Origin of the sequence: Achromobacter marplatensis (assembly GCF_002209535.1) — a bacterium.
Lineage (GTDB): Bacteria > Pseudomonadota > Gammaproteobacteria > Burkholderiales > Burkholderiaceae_B > Achromobacter > Achromobacter marplatensis.
Genome location: NZ_NJIG01000003.1, coordinates 130,236 through 146,953 on the forward strand (window position 1 = coordinate 130,236; position 16,718 = coordinate 146,953).

Consider the following 16,718-nt stretch of genomic DNA (forward strand, 5'->3'; position numbering starts at 1 on the left):
ACGTATACCTATGCGCATTCTTTAAATTGATTCGAGCAATTAGCAAACGCCAAAAAAGCCATGTTCTTTCAAGCCCTTTGTGCTTCAGAATGACGCCTCATCCAAACAATGCAACCACGTATTCCTATTTGAAAAGGCGTCCTCATGACCTCACTCGTTACGCCCCTGCCCTCCGACATCCTGCGCTCGATCGACGCCAATGCGGCCGATGGCTTCCAGGCGTTGCGCGTCGCCGTGCGCGACGCTGGCCCCATCGACGAAGCCACGCGTGAGCTTGTTCTGATCGCCGCCTTCGCCACCGCCGGCAACGAAATCGCCGTGCGGGCGCACACCGAACGCGCACTGGGCCTGGGCGTGACGGAAGACGCCTTGCGCCACGCCGTGCTGCTGACGCTGGGCGCCACCACCACGCTGATCCAGACCGTCAATGGCCTGAAGTGGATTCAGGAAGCTGCGCGGGCCGTCCAGGGCCAGCAGCATGGCTGACGCGCTGACGGTGGTATCCGCGGACGGCACTGCGCTGCACGTCGAAGTCCATGGCGACGCCGGCCCAGCGCTGCTGCTGGTGCACGGGTCCACGGCCACGGCCGCACGCTGGCGGCCCGTGTTGGCCGCACTGTCGGCACGGCACCGGGTGTACGCGCTGAACCGCCGTGGCCGTGCCGGCAGCGGCGACGGCCCGCAATATGCGATTGACCAGGAAGTGCAGGATGTGCAGGCGGTCATCGCCGCCCTGCCCGGCGAACGGCTGGTCCTGGTGGGCCATTCCTATGGCGCCATCTGCGCACTCGAGGCCGCCCTGCGCGAACCCCGGGTGCAGGCGTTGTCGCTGTACGAACCCCCGCTGCGCGACGCTGCCTCGGACGAAGACATGACCGCGATTGCCCAGGCCCGAGACGCCTTGGCCGCTGGACGCCCCGAAGACGCCCTGCTGCTGTTCTATCGGCTGGTGCTGAAGCTACCCGAAGTCGCCATCGACGGTCTGCGTGCCCAAGCCAACTGGACGCAACGCGTGCAGATCGCCCACACCGTGGTGCGCGAAATCGCAGCGGTGCAACACTACCGCGCTCCTTGGCCGGCGCTCAGCCGCTTGAACATTCCCGTCCAGCTGTTCCTGGGCGAACTCAGCCTGCCACGCTTCGCCCAAGCGACGCGCCAATTGGCCGACGCGCTGCCCGATGTGCAGACCGAGGTACTGACAGGCCAGGCGCACAATGGCATTGATGGCGACCCCGCCGCCTATACCAGTGCTTTGCTGGCGTTCATCGACACCCCGCAAGACGGCGCGCGCAAACCCGACCTGACCGACCCGCGTTTCGCGGCGCTGTATGACCGGCCCGGATTCCTGATCCGGCGCCTGCACCAGGTATGCAATGAGATGTTCGGCAGCGCATGTCGCAGCCTCGACCTGACCCCGAACCAATACAGCGTGCTTTTCCTGCTTGATCGTTGCGAGGTGCTGGACATCGCCGGTATCGGCCGGCTGGCTGACCTGGATCGCACCACCACGGCCCTGGTGGTCAAGATCCTGGCGGAACGGCGCTTGATTGAAAAGCGCCGCAGCAAAATCGATCAGCGCAAATACGACGTCAAGCTGACCGTGGCCGGACGGCGGCATCTGGAAGAAGCCGCCGCGCTTTCGCAAGCCTCGGTGGAACAACTGCTGGATGCCTACACCGAGCAAGAGCGCGAGTCCCTGATGATGCTGCTGCGCAAGGGGGTGCGACACTTCAGCAGAATGCTTTGACGGGTCTCGATCGAGAATATCCCCAACCCGTTCAAAGCCGCAGTGGCGGTGCCCGGACTACAGGCAATCAAGCTTCAACCGTGATGCCAGAAAATCAACGAAAGCCCGCACCTTGGCGGGTGGGAGCCTGTTCTCTTGCCAAAGCGCATGGATCGGCACCGGTTTGGGCTCGAAATCCTCAAGTATGGTTTCCACCTGTCCCGTGTCCAACAGGTGCCTGATCTGCCACATTGGCGAATAGCCGATGCCGAGTCCGGCGCTTGCTGCGGAATAGATCGCCGCCATCGTATTCGTGCGGAATGGCCCGCGGACCCCGACGTTGCGCGGCTTTCCGGCAATCTGAAAGGCCCACTGCCCTGGCCGCTGGTCAACGGTCCTGACGATACAGGCGTGCTGGCGCAATTCCGAAGGATGCGCGGGACGGCCGTGCGCTTCGAAATACGAGGGCGCGCCAAATACGACCCTGCGCAACGCCCCTAGCCGCTTGCCTTGCAGGCCGGAATCGGGCAGGTCCGCGATACGCACAACCAGGTCGAGGCCAGCGCCCGAAGGATCGACAAAGGAATCCGTCAATTGCAGATCGACTTCGACCTGCGGATACGCCCGCATGTATTCCGCGATGATCGGAACCAGGAAGTCGGGGCCGAATAGTATCGGCGCCCCCACACGCAATGTGCCGGAGGGCGCCTTCCGGCGATCAGCGACTTCCAGCCGAGCCTCCCCTATTTCCTCTAACGCCGGCTTTACCCGGCGAAAGAAAGTCTCGCCCGCTTCGCTCAGCGCCGAATGCCGCGTCGTGCGGTGGATGAGCTGAACGCCGACGTCCTCTTCCAGCGTCGCCAGGGAGCGGCTGACGGCCTGCAACGTGCGATTCAGGCGGCGAGCCGCCTTCGTCAGGCTGCCCGCTTCGGCAACATGGATGAATGCTTCAAGGTCTTCGAGGCGGCTCATTTTTCTCTCGGATATCGTGATTCTCTTTCAATACTGGAGCGTATTGTTCCACCAAACTTGAGAAAATACACTCGCTTCACTCATTCATCGATACCGAGGAGAAGCCCAGTGGAAAGCAATCAACCCGTCGTTCTGGTCGTGGGAGCCACCGGCAAATTCGCACGCATGGTCGTTCCTGAATTGGCGCGGCGCAACGTTGCGGTCCGCGCGCTCGTCCGCGACGAGGAACGCGCGGCTGTCGCCCGCTCGATGGGCGCAACAGAGATCGCCATCGGAGACCTGCGCGATGCTGGCAGCCTTGCCAGCGCTGTCCGGGGCGTCGATGGCATATTCCATATTGGCCCCGCCTTTGCTTCCGACGAAGCGGCAATGGGTATCGCCCTGGTCGAAGCCGCGCAGCAAAGCACGGTAAGAAAGTTCGTATTCTCGTCGGTGATCCAGCCGACAAACACGCGTCTGGCAAATCACGCCAGCAAGATACCGGTAGAGGACGCGCTCTACTCGTCCGGGCTGGAATATACGATCCTGCATCCCGCCAACTTCATGCAAAACATTGGGCTGGCCTGGCCGTCGATTCGCGACCATTCCTGCTTCGGAGAACCCTTTCCCAAGGACACACGGATCGCTCGTGTGGACTACCGGGATGTGGCGGAGATAGCCGCCATCGCCTTGACCGAGGACAGGCTGGCGTTCGCCACGTTGGAGCTATGTGCCGGCATGTACAGCCGTATGGAGATCGTGGCCGCCCTGTCCGAAGCGCTGGGGTATCCCGTCGCGGCGCTGCAGCCCAGTTTCAGCGAATGGGCAGCGAATGCGCGTCTTCCTTATAGCGAGGACCAATTGCTTCTGCTGTCAAAGGTCCTCGACCACTATCAAGCCTATGGACTGGGCGGAAATAGCCTTGCGCTGCGGGCTGCTCTGGGACGGGAACCGCGTTCGCTACAGGCATACATCAACGACCTGATCGCCGATAAAAAAACGGCCATTGGGAATAAGGAGCGTTGATATGCGCACACATCCTCCCAGATCAATCCTGCGGAAACTCCCGCCGGGCTATACCCGCTTCTTGATGCCGCTGCTTCTTTCAGTTTTCATGTCGGCCATCGTTTCGGCGGTGGCCACAAGCGTGGGTTTTGGCCCCGCCTTCATCACCAATTGGCCCAACGCCTGGGCCGCCTCCTGGATCGTGGCGTTTCCCAGTCTCTTGCTTTTACTGCCGCTGGTGCGCCGGATTGTCGCTTGGATGGTTGTCCAGCCGTAACCACGTTAAGTGCTCTGTGGCGCATGGCCGGGGCTGTCCCATACTACGAGGGCGCAGGCGCTCAGAAAGCTTCCTTACTCGACGGCTCCGGGCTACAGTGGCCCGTTGCCATGGATCGAGGAAGGATCGGTATGCCCGACGTAAGCCCGGATTTGAACGACAACGCGTTGTACAGAACCCTGCTGGAGTCAACCAAAGCGATTCCTTGGAAGATCGATTGGGCGACGATGAAATTCGCCTATATCGGCCCTCAGATCGAGGCATTGCTGGGTTGGAGCGCTGAAAGTTGGGCAAGCGTGGAAGACTGGGCCATGCGCATGCACCCCGAAGATCGCGAATACGTGGTGAATTTCTGCGTCACCCAATCCCAAGCCGGCGCAGACCACGAGGCGGACTACCGCGCGCTGACCAAAGACAACGGCTACGTGTGGATTCGCGACGTTGTGCACGTCGTGCGCAACGATAAGGGCGAAACCGAAGCGCTGATCGGCTTCATGTTTGACATCACCGAACGCAAGAAGACGGAAGAAAATCTACTGAGCCTGCAAAAGGAGTTGGAAGTCCTGTCCTTCAAGGATGGCTTGACGAACATTGCCAACCGGCGCCGCTTTGATAGCAGTTTCGAATTGGAATGGGAGCGGGCGCGCAGCGAACGCCGGCCGCTGTCCGTGTTGCTGCTCGACGTGGATTTTTTCAAGCAATACAACGACTTATATGGCCATACGCAGGGTGACAAGTGCCTGGTGGATATCGCCCAGACGCTGAGTTTGGCTCTGGATGGCCCTCGAGATCTGGTTGCGCGCTACGGTGGCGAAGAGTTTGTCGTGTTGTTGCCCGACGCCGATGCCGGGGTGGCGTTGAACGTCGCTGAACGTTGCCAACGACTCCTTCAGAAGAAGAATATCCTGCATGCACTGTCGCCACATGGCAGGCAGGTCACTGTCAGCATAGGAGCGGGCACGGTGATGCCAGAGGGAGAAGCGGAGCGCGCTGGCTTCATCAAAACCGTGGATCAACAGCTATATACGGCCAAGAACAACGGGCGGCACCGCATTGAGCATGTGCAGTGTGAGGCTTAAACACGCCAGCCTCCGGACCAGCCCAACCCTGCGGCTTGAATGAAAATCAACCTGAATGGACACGGCCCCTAACGGACACCGTCCAGCTCTGCGTACACCTGAGCCGCAGTCGTGACTTGCCGAAAATGATGCTTCCACAAATCGGTGCCAAGCCGCCCTGTCCTATCCAATGACGAGCCGACCGTCAGGTCTGTCAGCAAGGTGGGCGTGAGCCCGGCATCGAACAATGCAAAGCCCGCAGCAAGCACGCAGGTTTCGGTTTGAATGCCGCACACCAACACCCGGTCGACTTGAAGGCGCTTGATGTAGTCGATGGTTTCGGGCGTCTGCGCATAGCCATGCTTGACGAAAACCCTCTCCGCATCCACCAGGCTCTGGTCTTCGATCGCCGGGTGCCAACCCAGTTGCCGTTCAAAGGGAGTGACCTGCTCGTCATGCAGCTCGATCGACGCGATCGTCGGGACCCTCGCGGCAAGCGCGCGAATACCGTCTACCAGCCACTGCGGAGGGTTGAAGGTGGATTGGACGTCGACGACAAGCAATATCTGTCGCATGGGGGCTCCCTGCCTGATACCAAGGGGCACTATACCGTTTACGATACTTGAATCGCTTTCCGGCTGTCAGGAAAGCTCTAGAATCGCTACCAATCCTTGACTCCTCCAGGAGGGCCCAATGATTGACCACACCGGTATCGGCGTGGCCGATGTCGCACGCTCCGCCGTGTTCTACGACTCGGTCTTGGGAGCCCTTGGCCTTCGGCGCGTCATGCAGATTCCCAGCGACGACGGAAGCGATGCCATCGGCTATGGCATCGAGTATCCGGTTTTCTGGATCGACAAGTTTCATCCTCCTAGCGTGCGCCAGCACACTGCCTTCGCGGCGAAGAACCGCGCCGACGTCGACGCTTTTCATGCAGCCGCCCTGAGAGCGGGTGGAACCGATAACGGTGCACCCGGGTTGCGCGACATCGCCAACGGCTATCCGCCAGGCTACTATGCCGCGTTTGTGCTGGATCCCGACGGCAACAACATGGAAGCGGTCTGCCGTGGCGGCTGAAGCCGCGCGGCTGCAAGCCGCAAGTTGCAGCCGATAGCCCACGCACTTGGGCATTCGACGCTGCGTTCAGGAGACTCAGACCAATGGGAATGGAATACAAGATCAAGTTCACCGTTCCGGCCAACTACGATCCCTCGCTGTTTGCCAAGAAACTGCCAAGCCCGATCGACCTGCCTTCAATGGCGCAAATCTACAGTTATTCGCTTGAGCAGGACGGGTTCTACTTCGTGGACCACCTCGTGGACCGGCCGATTGCCTCAATGGCGCTTCGGATAGTCATTGATGAAGCGCTGAGCCACGCTGCGCGTATTGAAGTCTTCGAACCCGGAGAACCCCCGCGCCAGTTGTTCGCTGAAGACCGTCTCGACGCCTGGTTCGACGGTTCCGCCATATGTGTCGTTGCAACGGGCACGCACGGCGACCCGCTGGATTTGGGCGACGCCGAGGTCCGGGCGCTTATCGCCAAGCTTCAGCATTGCCTCGCGCAATCCCAAGCCGCAGATCAATAGAACGTTCGTCGTGCAGTCGCGACTTGCCCCGCAGCAGGCCTGCGGGCAGTTGGCGGCATGCCACTTGCTGCTGGACAGAGCGGCGCGTGAGGTCCCAGTGCGCCGCGGGTCACCTCCAAGGGACCATCAACCAGGAGCAACCATGGCGACACTTAAAGATCTGAACGTGGCGATTCTTGCAACCGACGGCTTCGAACAGGTGGAGTTGACCGGTCCGCGCCACAGCCTTCAGGCGGAAGGCGCGCGCACCGTGCTGATTTCCGCGCGTACCGAACCCATTTTGGGGATGCACCACGACAAGCCGGGCGATCGCTTCCCGGTGGATCTGACTTTTCTGCAAGCGGCGACAGAGCCTGGCGTGTTCGACGCGCTGCTGCTGCCGGGCGGCGTAGTCAATGCAGACGAGATCCGCATGCAGCCCAAGGCCCAGGAATTCGTGCGGGCGATGTTCGATGCCGGCAAGCCCGTGGCCGTCATCTGCCACGGCGCGTGGCTACTGATCTCAGCCGGCGTGGTGAAGGGGCGAAAGATGACTAGCTGGCCATCACTGCAGGACGACCTGCGCAACGCCGGCGCGGAATGGGTCGACGAGGAGGTCGTCGTTGACGGCAAGCTCGTCTCCAGTCGAAAACCGGACGATATTCCGGCCTTCAATCGGGCATTCATCGAAGTTCTGAAGGCAGCGCGTCGCTGACGCCTGTTTGGTGTCGGGCGGCGGGACCGGCCCCGTATAAGAACGGCGCTACAATCCTCGGCGGTTTTTGCCCTTGGGCCTCCGCTCAGGAGAGACACCGCAGCCCGCGTCGCGCCTGCCCTGCCTCCCTCTGATTCTTCATGGCAGTAATCCGGCCAGGCCGGATGCATTCCGCTTTTCGCGATCGAGGATTTCATGTCTCGGCAGTTGTTGGCTCTTGTCCTGGGGCCGCTTCTTGGCTTGTTCGTTGTCTGCATCGGCAACGCTTTCATTTCTTCTCTGACCACCCTTCGACTGGACGCCGCCGGCGAGTCCGCCACCGTCATCGGCTGGATTTCGTCTTCGTACTTCATCGGCCTGACGCTGGGCGCGATCTTCAACGACCGGCTGATTGTGCGCATCGGCCATATCCGCGCCTACAGCAGTTTTGCGTCGCTGATCGCGGTGACGGTGCTGCTGCAGGGCCTGATCTTCGGCGCCGGGCCGTGGTTCGTGTTGCGGCTGATCAACGGCTGGGCAAGCGTCGGCGTCTTCCTGGTGGTGGAAAGCTGGCTGTTGCTGGCCGGCGATCCGAAAATGCGCGGACGCCTGCTGGCGTTCTACATGATCTCCCTGTACGGCTCCGGCATGCTGGGCCAGATTCAGCTTGGCGCCCTCACCCAGCTGGGCGACATGGCGCCCTTCATGGTGGCGGGGCTGCTGGCCTCACTGTCGGTCATGCCGATGGTGATCATTCCGCGCATCTCGCCCCTGGTGGAACGCGTCGAACCATTGATGCCGCAGCATCTGATCCGCATGACGCCCACCGGAGTCATGGGCTGCTTCGGGTCGGGGGTGGCCATTGCGGCGGTCTACACCTTGCTGCCGCTGTACCTGCAGCGCATCGGCCTGGACGTGGCCGAAGTGGGCAAAATGATGGGCGCCGTGATCCTGGGCGCCATGGTGCTGCAGTATCCCGTTGGCCGCTGGTCCGATTTGCGCGACCGCCAGGTCGTGCTGATTGCGCTGGCGGTTTTCTGCACGGTGTTGAGTCTGTTGATCCTGCTGCTGCCCGCCGGTTCGCCGCTGCTGATCGTCTTGCTGTTCCTGTTGGGCGGCGGCGTATTCGCCATCTATCCCGTGGCGGTCAGCCACGCCGCTGATCGTGCGCCCGCGGATGCCCTGGTGCGCATGATCCAGGGCTTGCTGCTGATCAATTCGCTGGGGTCGGCGCTCAGCCCGCTGGCGATTTCGCAGGTGATGGCGAAGTACGGCGCAGCCGGGCTGTTCTGGTGTTTCGCCGTGCTGAACGTGAGCCTGATGGCCTTCTTCATGTGGCGCCGCCGCGAACGCCCTGCCCCGTCACCCGTCGCGCCCTTTGCCGCGGCCGCCCAGATGTCGCCGGCTGGCGTCGAGCTGCGCGTCACCGAGGATCTGGTCCAGGGCGCCCTGGACCATGAGATGACCGAAGACCTGACCAATGTGGTTCCCGGCATGGATGCGGCGGAACCCGTGCTGTCGGCCGCGCAGGAAACGCCGCCCGTATCGGGCGGCGGCTGACCCGTCCATCCGGCGGGGACGCCGATCCCCGCCGTAGCCTTAAGCGATTTCTGGCGGATCCAGATAGATCGGCTGGGCGGACGCCAGGCTCCCCTTCACTTGGCGCGTGAAATCATCGACCAGCACTTCTTCCTGGCCGGCTTCGATTCCCGCCAGGGCCGCCTCGGCCACCACGGCGGGGCCGGTCTTTTTCATGTCGAAGCCGTGCGTCATGTCGGTATCCATGAAACTGACATGCAGCCCCAACACGGCGGTTTTCTGGCTGCGCAGTTCAATGCGCAGCGCATTGGTAAAGCTCCATGTCGCGGATTTCGAGGCCGAATACGCGGCGAGCATCGGCCGCGCAAACCAGGTGGCATCGGACAGCACATTGATGATCGCGCCGCCGCCATGGCGGGCCAGCACCGGGGCGAAGGCCTGGCTGACCAGGACCGTTCCGTAATAGTTGGTGTCGAAGATCTCGCGGCTAAGGTCCACCATCGACGCGTCCAGCACGCTGCTGTTCAGGCGGGCGATGCCGGCGTTGTTCACCAGCAGCGTCGTGTCGCCACATTGCGCTGCCGCTTGCGCGATCGATGCCGGGTCGGTCACATCCAGCTTGACCTGAACGATGCCCGGTGTCTGGCTCTTGCCCGGCGCCCTGACGCCGGCATACACCTTTCGGGCGCCGCGTTTGAGCGCTGCCTGCGCAAACGCCAGGCCCAGACCGCGGTTCGCGCCGGTGACGAATACCACCGAATCCTTGATGTCCATGCTCAGGCCCCTTGATAGCGCGTGGCGGCGGTCTGCTTGGACAGGTTCGGAATGAGCTTCTGGCGCGCCGCCTCATAGGCATCCCAATCCGCCACGTCCGGCAGCGCAGGAATGGTGACCAATTCGCCTTGGTCGAAGCCGGCCAAGGCCGCATCCACCATGTCTTCGGCCCGCATCACGATGCCGGCGGGCAGATGCTCCAGGGGCACGCCCGCGGTCTCCCAGAATTCGGTGGCGGTGGCGCCCGGGGCAACGGCCTGGATGCGGATGTTCTTGTCGGCCAATTCGTGCTTGAGCGATTGGCTGAACGCCAGCACGAATGCCTTGCTGCCCCCGTACACGCCGTTGAGCACTTCCGGGTTGATCGCGACGATGGACGCGATGTTGATGACCGCGCCGCCGCCGCGCGCCACCATGCCGGGCACTGCGGCGTACGTCAGCCGCGTCAACGCCGTCACGTTCAGGTGGATCATGTCGGTCATCTTGCCGACGTCTGCCGTCAACAGCGGGGCGCTGGCGCCAAGCCCCGCGTTGTTTACCAGCAGGGTGATGCTGGCGTCGGTTCGCAGGACCTCTTCTACCCGCGCCAGGTCCGCCCAGTCACTCAGGTCGGCAGCGACGACTTCGATGGTGCGGCCGGTTTCATCGGCCAGACGGCTTGCCAATGCATCCAGGCGCTGGCGGTTGCGCGCCACCAGGATCAGGTTGTAGCCACGATTGGCAAGACGCTGTGCATAGACGGCGCCGATGCCGGAAGACGCGCCCGTGACCAATGCGGTGCCGGGTGAAGATTGCAGGGACATGGTTTGCTCCTTGGGACTCTGGAAACGCCGGAAGTGGCGTCGATGCAGGAAGAATAGGGAATTCCTGCTTTGTCCTAAAGGTCATATATGCCACTTTTTAGGACAGCGCTATGATGGCGGGATTCCATTTGCGCGGAGACCGCCATGCAACGCATGGGTTTTGTCGTATTCCCCGATTTCCAGGTAATGGGCTTTGCCGCCCTGACCGCCTTCGAGATCGCCAACGTGATTTCGGGCCAAGCCTATTACCGCATTCAACTACTGTCCGAGCACGGCGGGCCCATCCGGGCGTCCGCCGGCTTTACGGTCGACACGACCGCCATCGGCAGGAAGTCCTTCGACACCGTGGTCATCGGCGCCGGTATGGAGCCCTATCCGGCATCGGCGGGCATCCTGGATTTCGTGCGCCGCTCCGTGCGCACGGCCCGCCGTGTGGCCGCGCCCTGCATAGGCGCCTTCACGCTGGCCGAGGCCGGCGTGCTGGATGGCCGCCGGGCCACCACGCACTGGGCCTTTGCGCGCGAGCTGCAAGCCCGCTTTCCCCAGCTGAAGGTTGAAGAAGACCGCATCTTCATCATCGACGGCCCCGTCTGGACTTCTGCCGGGATGAGCGCCGGCATTGACCTGGCGCTGGCCATGGTGGAGAAGGACCTGGGGCCGGAGGTCGCGCGCGACACGGCGCGCAAGCTGGTCGTTTATCACCGCCGCGCGGGCGGTCAGTCGCAGTTTTCCGCCTTGCTGGCGTTGGAGCCGAAATCGGACCGCATTCAAAAGGCGCTCGACTTCGCCAAGCAGAATCTGCGTCGCGACCTGACCGTGGAAGACATGGCCAATGCGGCCAGTCTCAGTGCCCGCCAATTCAGCCGCGCGTTCCGCGCCGAGACCGGGCAGTCTCCCGCCAAAGCCGTCGAGAACCTGCGTGTGGAAGCGGCCCGGGTATTGATGGAGCAAGGCCGCCTGTCGATGGATACGATCGCCGACGAAACCGGGTTCGCGGATCGCGAACGCATGCGCCGCGCCTTTCTGCGTTCGTTCGGCCAGCCGCCTCAAGCCATGCGACGCCAGGCGAGGATGACGGGCTGATTAACCGCAGATGTAACAGGGTAGAAATACCTGCAATATCGTGAAGCCTGGACAATAAACAGGCCTCGTATACTCGCCTCCGCACCGAATATCTTGCCGGCCTTCAACGTAAGTTAATGACTGACTGCGCCAGAAGATCGCTCGTTCTATACAGAAATAAACAATCAAAACGCTTTTATAGAAATTCGACAGGACGTTTCCTAACTCATGAGAACCCTTCTGAAGGTCAGCCCGAGTATGCGCCAACGGTGCGTCCGCACCGCCATGGCCGGTCTGCTTGCCTCCACCTTCGCGGTATTCGCCGCGCCCGCGCTGGCCGCCGACGACAGCGCGCCCGTCATACCGCGATCCACGGCTGCCGCCGTGACGCCTCCCGACGCGGCCACGGTGATGTACTTCATCTACCAGATCGACGGCAAGGGCGAGACGACGTATGAAGTGGCGAACGGCAGCATCGCCACCTACTGGTTTGGCCATGCCTTCGAATCCGAAGGCAAGCACTACTACACCGGGTTTGTTTGGGAAACGGCGGAACGTTACGGCAAGCCGGGCGAAGACCAGGTCGGCCCCGAGACTCGGGTCAATCTCGCGGAATCCACCTTCGTATTGAACGATCCGGCCTCGGAACGCCCCTGGAAATTCCGCGGCTTGGAGCACACCATTGGCGAATTCGGCGCGTATGAAAGAGCGCCGGACGTCGATACCCGGCGCAAGCCGATCGAGCACCGCACGCCCGCAGGCAAGCTGTTGCTGGCCGTGCCGGACACCAGCTTCGAAAACGGCATCACGAGCGACGGGTATTCCCTTCTGGTATTCGATCCGGAACGGTTGAAGCAAGACTCCGACAACAAGGTCTGGACTTACGTGGGCAACGTCCTGACAGGCGAAGACAACAGCGCCGCCTGCGCAGACGGCGAAGTCATGCCGTGTACCAGCAGCACCGGCGAATTGGTGTTCTCCGCGGACGGCACCAACGACATGCCGCGCGTGACCGTCAAACCCAGTGGCACCACCATCTCGGGGCCGAACAAGACCCGCCAGTTGGGCGCCGCCGACGTCACGAATTACTCGTACGACGCCAAGACCAAACAGTACGTCAGCCGCTGACGCACAGCCGTAACACACAGCCGCTAATACACAGCCGCTACGCACGTAGCGGCCTTCACTGCCCCCACGCCATGAACCAGTTCCTGCTTGCCTTGATCGTGCTGCTTGCGGCGGCAAGCGTCGTCTATCGATACGTACGCCGCCGCCCTCACGACACAGGCCGCGCCATTGCCCGGGATGTGCTTGCCGGCGTCGCGGTCTATGGGCTGATCGGCCCGCTGATCGGCTTGCTGGTCGTGACGTTCACGATTTCGCTGCCGGCCACCCTGTTCAGCCTGGACGGCGTGCGCACGGCCTATCTATTCGGCGCGATGCCCGCCGTGCTGTGCGGCGTGACGGCCGGCGCTTTCAAAGCGGCGCGCACGTCGTGGCGCACGCCGGCATGGATATGCGTCGCCGGCGCGTTGTACGGGTTTCTTTTCATCCTGTCGGTCTTCGGCGCGCATCGCCTGGGCTACGTCATCGACGCCGCGAAGGCGGGCGCCCTGCCCGGTCTGGCTGCGGCCATCGTGTGCACGCTACTGTTCTACGGCAGGCCGCGGCAGGCGAGCGGACCTGCCGCGCAAGGACAATGACAATCCGCTGAAACCCCGCTGGGACAGCGCTTTCGCGCCCTCCGCTTAAAGGTGTTATTAAGCCTGCATGACTACAATTTCCGAATCGCATTCCCGATTCACCCGTCATGCCGTTGCAGCAGTTTTCATCGATACATCCCGACCGCGGCGGCATCCGTATCGCACCGCCCGATTCGCGCCAAGCCCCCTTGGCGTTGCAAGCCATCCAGCGCTTTCTGTCGGAACTAGGGCTTGGCGATACGGCAAACTGTTCGGGCGTAGCCGGCGCCGCGCCGGGCGCGCAAGCGTGGCTTAATGCCGCCTTCGCCGCGGCATGCATGCCGGACCACGACACGACGGGCGTCGCGCACACATTGAACCTGTGCACGCACGCAAACGACATCGACCTGGACCGCGAGATCGTGTTGGCCATGCTGGCCAGCCCGGTGGCGTTTTCGTTTCCCACCATCGCGGAACTGGAATCGGCGGTACGCATCCGCCGCTATATCGTCCAGGCTGCCCGCAAGACCGCATTGGCCTTCGATACGGTGCACGCCGAACGGCCGTCCGACTACTGGACCTATGATGAGGCGCGCGGCTTTACCGTGTTGCCGGGAAAGTCGCTGATCGAAGGCCTGCGCAAGGCCACGCAGCCCGAGGCCTCGGGCCAGTTGTATGCCTTCTCTTGCTACCGGGCCACGGAATACGTGACGGTGCTTGGCATTGCGCAGGAACTGCAGCAGGCCAATCCCGACCTGGGCCGTCGCCTGCAACGCCAATGGGAAACCCGCGCCGTCATGTCCGGCCGCTTTCACGAAGCCTTCCTGCACGAATACGGTTCGCTTGCCGATCCCCTGCCCCATCGCTTTTACGTGCCGGGCGACCGGCTGTGGTTCCGCAACCCAGATGCCGCCTCGTCGGACGTCGAGGGGTACGAGGGGTCATGGGTGTTCTATCTAGGCAATGGCGAGTTCAATAATTTCTGGGAACGCGGCAAGCCGTTCACGCTGACGACCAAATGCGTGGAGATCTTCCATTGGCGTCATGGGTTGAGCACGGACGCGGCCGGCAAGCTCTGCATCGACGAATGCATCGTCAAGGAACGCGTGAGGCAGACCCTGGCGGATCCCGAAGCTACAGCCGACGTCCTGGCGCGCATGACGCGGATCCGCGATCCGCAAGGCGTCTATGAACAAGGCGGCTGCATCGACGCGACGCGAGAACGGGTACGCTGGGTGCGCCCGGGCCATGCCGACATCGCCCTGCCCGAGTACCCGACGCCGCTGCCGTTGTGGTCGATCGCTGCCTGATCCCACCCCCGGCGCCCAGCGCGCGACTACTCGAAAAGCGAAGCTATCGCATACGGATGGATGGCAGGATGAATTCGAATTTCAGGCGGCGGGTGGCAAGCATCACCGCCGCCAGCACGGCGATGCCTGAAAGAATGCCCGACAGCCGTAGCAGCGCGGGCATCGGATCGTTTGCCCACTGGTGGTCCTGCACGAACACCATGATGAACGCGATGGTGAACTGGCGGCCGACATAGCTGGCACCCTGCGGGCCAGACTGCACATGGCATCCTGTCCAGACGCCCAACGACAGCACCAGCATGGACAGTACGGCCTGCCCCTGCGTCACCGGCAGCAGCGCCATTCCCAAGGCGCCGGCCAACAGGCAGCCGATCACGCGTTGCACCATTTTTTCGATGATGGGCTGGCGCGTCCCATCCACCAATTTGCCGGCCGGCAGCATCAGCACGGCAATCGCCGTCACCAGTGATTGCGCGAAGCCGGGCATATCCAGGAAGTACGTGGCCGCAGCCAGCAAGGCAATGGCCAGGGCGGCCTGCATGCCCAGCACCAGCCGGTTGCGCCGCAGCGATTCGGCCGAAGGTACCGGGATTGCCGCGGGCGGCGTCGCGCACTCGCCCCCGCCGAATGCCGTTGCCGATGCGGCGGGCGGCCGGATCCGCCGATACCAGCGCGGCCCGAAATGGAACACGCAGGCCACCACCACGCAAGCCAGCGTGCCGATCACGACTTCGGCCGCCCGCAAGGCGGCGAACACGGCCGTCGATTCCAGAGAATTCAGTACGTGCGCTTCGTAGGTCACCATCAGGGCCGTCACCCCGCCCAGCATCCAGGCGTAAGGCGCCTTGGATCCGTTGGCGTGATACGCCGCCACGCCGCCGATCGCGCCGAGCGCCGGCACGAACAGCCAGGGGCGATCACCGATCAACGGACCCGCGATGGCGCCCAGCGCCGCGCCCATCAAGGTGCCGATCACGCGGTGCGCGGCACGCTCCACCGACCCCGCGAAGCTGGTCTGCATCACGGCAAAGCCGCTGATGGCGGCCCACCAGGTATAGGACAGATGCAAGGCGTTCGCCAAGGCGACGGCAAGCGCGACCGACAGCACCGCTTCGGCACTGAAGATCGCGCGGTCCCGTGACGGCTTCCAGGCGGCCAGTTCACGCATCAACGCGGTAACGGCCGCCCGGCAGGTGCGTAGCAGCGTGCTGGCCAGGTTCATCGTATTCATCCTAGCGCCCGGCCATCCCCCCGGGCAAGCACGGCGTCAATCGGCCAACCCCGACTACGTTCGCAGGCTACTTCGCCAACCCAGCCGCCAACGCCAACGCGCGCTGCAGGAACGCGGACTGGTCATCCTTGCGGTAGCTGACGATGACTGGCGACACGAAGGCGTCGCCTTCGATCCGCACGTGGGCCACATCCTGCCGTTGCAAGCGCTGCACCGAAGCCGGCACCACCGACACGCCCAGACCCGCCGCCACCAGCCCGATCGCGGTCTGCAATTCGTTGGCCTCCTGGACGACCTGCAACGCGTAGCCCGCGGCGCGGAACAGCCCCAGCACATGGTCCGCGAAGTTCGGCCGTGGCCGCGCGGGGTACAGCACGAACGGCTCTTGCGCCAAGCGCTCCACCGATACGCTGCCCATCGCCGCCAACGGATGATGCAGCGGCACGGCGGCCATCAGCGGTTCGGTCATCAACACCCGGCGTTCGATCGCCGGATCATCCAGCAGGATCCGGCCGATGCCCAGATCAATGCGCCCTGCTTTCAACGCCTCCAGTTGCGGCAGCGTCGTCATCTCCGTCAGGCCCACTTCCACTTGGGGATCGGCGCTGCGCAGTTGGCGGATCAGTTCCGGCACGAAGCCATACAGGGTCGACGGCACAAAGCCGATGCCGAACCAGCGCCGCTGCGTTTGGCCCAGGCGGCGCGTGCCTTCCAGCACTTCCTCCAGGCGGGCGGTCAACAGCCGCGATTGCTCCAGCAGGAAGCGCCCGGCTTCGGTCAGCCGCAAGGCACGGGTGGTGCGTTCAAACAGCTGCACGCCCAATTCTTCCTCGAACTGGCGAATTTGACGGCTGAGCGGCGGCTGGGCGATGTGCAGCCGGGCGGCGGCACGCGTGAAGCTGCCCTCTTCCGCCACAGCCTGGAAGTAGCGCAGGTGTCTGAGCTGCATGGCTATTTAGACTATATAGGTATGAATAGGAACCCATATAGTCTTGGACTCAAGGTGAAAGCGCAAGCCATACTGGTGCCATCGCTTAATTT

19 protein-coding genes are annotated in these 16,718 nt (G+C 62.8%); 13 read left to right on the forward strand and 6 right to left on the reverse strand.

The features are described 5' to 3' along the window. The first annotated feature begins 144 nt into the window (after positions 1–144). A complete protein-coding gene (locus tag CEY09_RS07590) occupies positions 145–486 on the forward strand; it encodes a carboxymuconolactone decarboxylase family protein (protein WP_088588165.1) in 342 nt (113 codons plus the stop codon). Further along, the gene (locus CEY09_RS07595; RefSeq protein ID WP_088588166.1) at positions 479–1,747 is read left to right on the forward strand and encodes an alpha/beta fold hydrolase; all 1,269 of its coding nucleotides are present in this window, start codon (positions 479–481) and stop codon (positions 1,745–1,747) included. The genes CEY09_RS07590 and CEY09_RS07595 overlap by 8 nt, the downstream gene beginning before the upstream one ends. Before the next feature lie 57 nt (positions 1,748–1,804). Here the strand turns inward: CEY09_RS07595 and CEY09_RS07600 are convergent, their stop codons facing one another. Further along, complete coding sequence (locus CEY09_RS07600; RefSeq protein WP_088588167.1) at positions 1,805–2,698, reverse strand: LysR family transcriptional regulator; 894 nt, start codon at positions 2,696–2,698, stop codon at positions 1,805–1,807. A gap of 108 nt (positions 2,699–2,806) precedes the next feature. Here CEY09_RS07600 and CEY09_RS07605 point away from each other — a divergent pair, with 108 nt between their 5' ends. The 3 genes from CEY09_RS07605 (at position 2,807) to CEY09_RS07615 (ending at position 5,038) form a co-directional block, all read left to right on the forward strand. Then, positions 2,807–3,703 (forward strand): NmrA/HSCARG family protein, encoded by an 897-nt coding sequence (locus CEY09_RS07605; protein WP_088588168.1) that lies wholly within the window; start codon positions 2,807–2,809, stop codon positions 3,701–3,703. A gap of 1 nt (position 3,704) precedes the next feature. Continuing rightward, on the forward strand, positions 3,705–3,959 hold the full coding sequence (locus CEY09_RS07610) for a DUF2798 domain-containing protein (RefSeq protein ID WP_088588169.1): 255 nt from the start codon (positions 3,705–3,707) through the stop codon (positions 3,957–3,959). Positions 3,960–4,090: 131 nt separating this feature from the next. Further along, positions 4,091–5,038: a sensor domain-containing diguanylate cyclase gene (locus CEY09_RS07615; RefSeq protein WP_088588170.1), complete on the forward strand. Its 948-nt coding sequence runs from the start codon at positions 4,091–4,093 to the stop codon at positions 5,036–5,038. Positions 5,039–5,106: 68 nt separating this feature from the next. On the opposite strand, the gene CEY09_RS07620 is transcribed toward CEY09_RS07615, so the two are convergent. Beyond that, complete coding sequence (locus CEY09_RS07620; RefSeq protein WP_088588171.1) at positions 5,107–5,592, reverse strand: isochorismatase family protein; 486 nt, start codon at positions 5,590–5,592, stop codon at positions 5,107–5,109. Between the two features lie 118 nt (positions 5,593–5,710). Between CEY09_RS07620 and CEY09_RS07625 the strand changes: the two genes are divergently transcribed. The 4 genes from CEY09_RS07625 to CEY09_RS07640 all read left to right on the forward strand — a co-directional run bounded on the left by CEY09_RS07625 (position 5,711) and on the right by CEY09_RS07640 (position 8,836). Then, positions 5,711–6,094, forward strand: coding sequence for a VOC family protein (locus tag CEY09_RS07625; RefSeq protein WP_088588172.1), 384 nt, complete (start codon positions 5,711–5,713; stop codon positions 6,092–6,094). Between the two features lie 89 nt (positions 6,095–6,183). After that, on the forward strand, positions 6,184–6,603 hold the full coding sequence (locus CEY09_RS32475) for a hypothetical protein (protein WP_234818247.1): 420 nt from the start codon (positions 6,184–6,186) through the stop codon (positions 6,601–6,603). A 142-nt stretch (positions 6,604–6,745) separates the two neighbouring features. Beyond that, on the forward strand, positions 6,746–7,297 hold the full coding sequence (locus tag CEY09_RS07635; RefSeq protein ID WP_088588173.1) for a type 1 glutamine amidotransferase domain-containing protein: 552 nt from the start codon (positions 6,746–6,748) through the stop codon (positions 7,295–7,297). Positions 7,298–7,492: 195 nt separating this feature from the next. Beyond that, entirely contained in the window at positions 7,493–8,836 is a 1,344-nt protein-coding gene (locus CEY09_RS07640) for an MFS transporter (RefSeq protein WP_088588174.1), read from the forward strand. Positions 8,837–8,875: 39 nt separating this feature from the next. Here the strand turns inward: CEY09_RS07640 and CEY09_RS07645 are convergent, their stop codons facing one another. Continuing rightward, the gene (locus CEY09_RS07645; protein WP_088588175.1) at positions 8,876–9,589 is read right to left on the reverse strand and encodes an SDR family oxidoreductase; all 714 of its coding nucleotides are present in this window, start codon (positions 9,587–9,589) and stop codon (positions 8,876–8,878) included. Positions 9,590–9,591: 2 nt separating this feature from the next. Continuing rightward, positions 9,592–10,392: an SDR family NAD(P)-dependent oxidoreductase gene (locus CEY09_RS07650; RefSeq protein ID WP_088588176.1), complete on the reverse strand. Its 801-nt coding sequence runs from the start codon at positions 10,390–10,392 to the stop codon at positions 9,592–9,594. Positions 10,393–10,536: 144 nt separating this feature from the next. Between CEY09_RS07650 and CEY09_RS07655 the strand changes: the two genes are divergently transcribed. The 4 genes from CEY09_RS07655 to CEY09_RS07670 all read left to right on the forward strand — a co-directional run bounded on the left by CEY09_RS07655 (position 10,537) and on the right by CEY09_RS07670 (position 14,446). After that, positions 10,537–11,475 (forward strand): GlxA family transcriptional regulator, encoded by a 939-nt coding sequence (locus CEY09_RS07655; protein ID WP_088588177.1) that lies wholly within the window; start codon positions 10,537–10,539, stop codon positions 11,473–11,475. 207 nt (positions 11,476–11,682) lie between these two features. Next, positions 11,683–12,582 (forward strand): hypothetical protein, encoded by a 900-nt coding sequence (locus CEY09_RS07660; RefSeq protein ID WP_234818248.1) that lies wholly within the window; start codon positions 11,683–11,685, stop codon positions 12,580–12,582. Between the two features lie 71 nt (positions 12,583–12,653). Then, the gene (locus CEY09_RS07665; protein WP_088588179.1) at positions 12,654–13,157 is read left to right on the forward strand and encodes a spermidine synthase family protein; all 504 of its coding nucleotides are present in this window, start codon (positions 12,654–12,656) and stop codon (positions 13,155–13,157) included. 107 nt (positions 13,158–13,264) lie between these two features. After that, positions 13,265–14,446 (forward strand): hypothetical protein, encoded by a 1,182-nt coding sequence (locus CEY09_RS07670; protein WP_088588180.1) that lies wholly within the window; start codon positions 13,265–13,267, stop codon positions 14,444–14,446. A gap of 43 nt (positions 14,447–14,489) precedes the next feature. Here the strand turns inward: CEY09_RS07670 and CEY09_RS07675 are convergent, their stop codons facing one another. Beyond that, entirely contained in the window at positions 14,490–15,677 is a 1,188-nt protein-coding gene (locus CEY09_RS07675; protein WP_234818249.1) for an FUSC family protein, read from the reverse strand. A 67-nt stretch (positions 15,678–15,744) separates the two neighbouring features. Continuing rightward, entirely contained in the window at positions 15,745–16,626 is an 882-nt protein-coding gene (locus tag CEY09_RS07680; RefSeq protein WP_088588182.1) for a LysR family transcriptional regulator, read from the reverse strand. Positions 16,627–16,718 lie beyond the last annotated feature (92 nt).

What these genes read in the sequence shown, in the direction of transcription:
- CEY09_RS07670 (WP_088588180.1), top strand. Translation starts at nt 13,265, where the DNA reads ATGCCGTTGCAGCAGTTTTCATCGATACATCCCGACCGCGGCGGCATC.
- CEY09_RS07595 (WP_088588166.1), top strand. Translation starts at nt 479, where the DNA reads ATGGCTGACGCGCTGACGGTGGTATCCGCGGACGGCACTGCGCTGCAC.
- CEY09_RS07660 (WP_234818248.1), top strand. Translation starts at nt 11,683, where the DNA reads ATGAGAACCCTTCTGAAGGTCAGCCCGAGTATGCGCCAACGGTGCGTC.
- CEY09_RS07615 (WP_088588170.1), top strand. Translation starts at nt 4,091, where the DNA reads ATGCCCGACGTAAGCCCGGATTTGAACGACAACGCGTTGTACAGAACC.
- CEY09_RS07620 (WP_088588171.1), bottom strand. Translation starts at nt 5,592, where the DNA reads ATGCGACAGATATTGCTTGTCGTCGACGTCCAATCCACCTTCAACCCT.
- CEY09_RS07645 (WP_088588175.1), bottom strand. Translation starts at nt 9,589, where the DNA reads ATGGACATCAAGGATTCGGTGGTATTCGTCACCGGCGCGAACCGCGGT.
- CEY09_RS32475 (WP_234818247.1), top strand. Translation starts at nt 6,184, where the DNA reads ATGGAATACAAGATCAAGTTCACCGTTCCGGCCAACTACGATCCCTCG.
- CEY09_RS07665 (WP_088588179.1), top strand. Translation starts at nt 12,654, where the DNA reads ATGAACCAGTTCCTGCTTGCCTTGATCGTGCTGCTTGCGGCGGCAAGC.
- CEY09_RS07625 (WP_088588172.1), top strand. Translation starts at nt 5,711, where the DNA reads ATGATTGACCACACCGGTATCGGCGTGGCCGATGTCGCACGCTCCGCC.
- CEY09_RS07600 (WP_088588167.1), bottom strand. Translation starts at nt 2,698, where the DNA reads ATGAGCCGCCTCGAAGACCTTGAAGCATTCATCCATGTTGCCGAAGCG.
- CEY09_RS07655 (WP_088588177.1), top strand. Translation starts at nt 10,537, where the DNA reads ATGCAACGCATGGGTTTTGTCGTATTCCCCGATTTCCAGGTAATGGGC.
- CEY09_RS07590 (WP_088588165.1), top strand. Translation starts at nt 145, where the DNA reads ATGACCTCACTCGTTACGCCCCTGCCCTCCGACATCCTGCGCTCGATC.
- CEY09_RS07640 (WP_088588174.1), top strand. Translation starts at nt 7,493, where the DNA reads ATGTCTCGGCAGTTGTTGGCTCTTGTCCTGGGGCCGCTTCTTGGCTTG.
- CEY09_RS07635 (WP_088588173.1), top strand. Translation starts at nt 6,746, where the DNA reads ATGGCGACACTTAAAGATCTGAACGTGGCGATTCTTGCAACCGACGGC.
- CEY09_RS07610 (WP_088588169.1), top strand. Translation starts at nt 3,705, where the DNA reads ATGCGCACACATCCTCCCAGATCAATCCTGCGGAAACTCCCGCCGGGC.
- CEY09_RS07675 (WP_234818249.1), bottom strand. Translation starts at nt 15,677, where the DNA reads ATGAATACGATGAACCTGGCCAGCACGCTGCTACGCACCTGCCGGGCG.
- CEY09_RS07680 (WP_088588182.1), bottom strand. Translation starts at nt 16,626, where the DNA reads ATGCAGCTCAGACACCTGCGCTACTTCCAGGCTGTGGCGGAAGAGGGC.
- CEY09_RS07650 (WP_088588176.1), bottom strand. Translation starts at nt 10,392, where the DNA reads ATGTCCCTGCAATCTTCACCCGGCACCGCATTGGTCACGGGCGCGTCT.